The 2371-nt window shown below is 62.7% G+C and carries 6 protein-coding genes; all 6 read right to left on the bottom strand.

Annotation, left to right across the window (positions count from 1 at the left end):
• Positions 1-609 precede the first annotated feature (609 nt).
• The 6 genes from C442_RS21775 to C442_RS00005 all read right to left on the bottom strand — a co-directional run bounded on the left by C442_RS21775 (position 610) and on the right by C442_RS00005 (position 2185).
• On the bottom strand, positions 610-762 hold the full coding sequence (locus C442_RS21775) for a hypothetical protein (protein WP_155120731.1): 153 nt from the start codon (positions 760-762) through the stop codon (positions 610-612).
• 80 nt (positions 763-842) lie between these two features.
• A complete protein-coding gene (locus C442_RS00020; protein ID WP_049942741.1) occupies positions 843-1208 on the bottom strand; it encodes a hypothetical protein in 366 nt (121 codons plus the stop codon).
• Positions 1209-1346 carry a hypothetical protein gene (locus C442_RS21945; RefSeq protein ID WP_167320667.1) on the bottom strand — a complete coding sequence of 46 codons (138 nt, stop codon included), beginning with the start codon at positions 1344-1346 and terminating at the stop codon, positions 1209-1211.
• Between the two features lie 69 nt (positions 1347-1415).
• Positions 1416-1595, bottom strand: coding sequence for a hypothetical protein (locus C442_RS21940; RefSeq protein WP_008306868.1), 180 nt, complete (start codon positions 1593-1595; stop codon positions 1416-1418).
• Positions 1595-1855 carry a hypothetical protein gene (locus tag C442_RS00010; RefSeq protein WP_008306867.1) on the bottom strand — a complete coding sequence of 87 codons (261 nt, stop codon included), beginning with the start codon at positions 1853-1855 and terminating at the stop codon, positions 1595-1597. Before C442_RS00010 ends, C442_RS21940 begins: the two co-directional genes overlap by 1 nt.
• An 84-nt stretch (positions 1856-1939) precedes the next feature.
• Positions 1940-2185 carry a hypothetical protein gene (locus tag C442_RS00005; RefSeq protein ID WP_008306866.1) on the bottom strand — a complete coding sequence of 82 codons (246 nt, stop codon included), beginning with the start codon at positions 2183-2185 and terminating at the stop codon, positions 1940-1942.
• Between the last annotated feature and the right edge of the window lie 186 nt (positions 2186-2371).

Raw genomic sequence — 2371 nt, 5'->3', positions numbered from 1 at the left:
CGAAGTGCCGTCTCCCCCGACACCGTCACGAGTGCCACACGACTCGACTCTAGGCCCAGCAGTGCCAGAACCTCCCTCCCGTCACACACGAGACGAATCCTACCTGCACCCTCTCTGCCCGCCTTCGGTCCACGTACCGGCTCCGGCAAGAGCGAGCGTGCCGCCCAGCGGCGGCTGCCCGGCGGCCAGACGTTCCACCAGCCAACCACCTGTATCTGCCCGGCCNGGCAAGAGCGAGCGTGCCGCCCAGCGGCGGCTGCCCGGCGGCCAGACGTTCCACCAGCCAACCACCTGTATCTGCCCGGCCGTCAGTCCCACGCCGACACACACTCGTCTCTCGCGCTCTCAGCCGGCCTGCCAGCCCCACGCTGCTATCCATCAGGCATCCGTCTGCTTCGCCCGGCCGTCTGCCCCACGCTGAGAGGGACCGACTGCCAGCGCGAGTGCAGTCGTGTCCCTCTCGTCTCCAACCGCGNTGCTTCGCCCGGCCGTCTGCCCCACGCTGAGAGGGACCGACTGCCAGCGCGAGTGCAGTCGTGTCCCTCTCGTCTCCAACCGCGCGCGATTAACGTGCGCGTCGTCACTCCTCGGAAACGCAGACCAGCGATTCTACATGACTTGCTGGTGGCCCTCCGCGCAGGTGACGACAGGCTCGGTGCGCGGGTCACGAGCGCGTGGGTCTGCCTCGACGTCGACAGTCTCGGTCTTGACAATATCTGCGTCGCAATCCTCGTTCGGGCACGAATCTGGCGTCTCTGACATGAGTTCCTCACCCGCCAGGAACACACAAAAGTACGCACACGAGATCCGTCTGACATCGAGCCCGCTCTAGAAGCTGGTGTCTACAGGAGACGAGCGAGGGACTGCTTGAGACGACCCTTCACACCGGATGATGCAACGACTTCAATCTCGACGACACAAGAGCACAGTAGCAACAGCTCGCCACACGCGGGGCATTCCTCGTAGTCGCACAACCGATGATGTATCTCGCCGTGCTCGACACCACACGCAGGACACGACTGGTCGCGCCACCGCTCAGGGTCGACGGTAACGGCCCGTTCGTCGCTCTGGAGGACCTGTAGCTTGTACGTGAGATACTGGCTGCCCTCGCCCCACGGGATCGGGTCGGAAGCCACCCCATTGACGTAGTAGCGTTTGTCGACACACGCCGACGCTGACCGTGGCCGGCGGCAGTCGGGACAACACATCTACCTCTCACCTCGGGGACGCCCCGCAAAAACCTCGCCACTCGTCTGTGCCTGCCGGTGCTGGTCACGAATGTCTGGTCGGTCGTCGGCTTCGGTGCTTGGAGACTGTTCGTCGACGGACTGCTGTTCGGTGCTCATGTTCGGGAAACCCCTCACCCATCAGGGGGAACACAAAATCACCAGTGCGAGTACGGAACCGACGGGGACTCAGGCCTCAGCGACGTCCCAGACAGAGAGATGACCGCTGGAACAGACGCCGGCGTGACGCCCGACAGCCATGCAGGGCCCGTACTCTCCGTCGACAGACGCGATGCGCTCGGCGTCGAAGATCGGCGCGTCGCACTCGTCGGTTCTGCAGGTCATATACTGGGACGAGTCACTGGACATCACGCATCGCCCGCCATCGCTTGGTGACGGAGCTCGCTTTCGTCTGGTAAATCCCAGCCGTGGTACTCGCGAGCGATGTGGCGTGCTCGCTTGACGTTGACCACGACGCCGGCTGCTGGAGACTGATGCGCCTCAACGCGCTCTTTCAGGTATGCAGGATGGGTGCGTGTGTACGTGCCAAAGCCGAGGCTGTCTGGCCCGCTCTGAGTCATGACGACGTAGCCCTTCAACTTGGTCTGGATCGCGTGTTTCTCTGACATAGCTGGTGGTCAAGACGTTCTCTCTGGAACGCCTCTCGCCCGGTAGAGGCTCACAAAATACGGGCGAGTTCCCTTGCTGTCAGACTAGGATTGCTCTATTGTCTCGACCCACTCGGGAGCGCAATCGTGTGTGCCGCCGTAGATCGAGTGCTCGGGGTACTGGTCGTCGTCAGCCTCGACAGAGACGATCACGTTGCCGCCGGAACGTGAAATCTGTGCAACGGTTCCGACAACTTCATCCAGTGGGCCGTCTCCGTGGGTCCAGTCGGTTCGGACGTGGTCGCCGCGGTCGAAGTCATACTCCTCGAAGGAAGGTGCTATCGTACTCATGATCTCCTCCGGCTCCGAGGGAGACACAAAATGGCTCGGATACCAGCCAGAGGGCTGATACTGCTTGCCGAGAGAAGAAGAACTGATGCCCGAGTTCCGGGTCCGGAAACCCGATGGCTGGACGACCGTCTCGTTTCCCGAGGAAGTCGGTACAATCTCAGCTGCTGGTGGGAAGGTCGACGGCCA

It is taken from the genome of Haloarcula amylolytica JCM 13557, from assembly GCF_000336615.1.
GTDB classification, from domain to species: Archaea; Halobacteriota; Halobacteria; order Halobacteriales; family Haloarculaceae; genus Haloarcula; species Haloarcula amylolytica.
The sequence above is the reverse complement of the archived record's forward strand: the minus strand, read 5'-3'. Positions and strand labels throughout refer to the sequence as shown.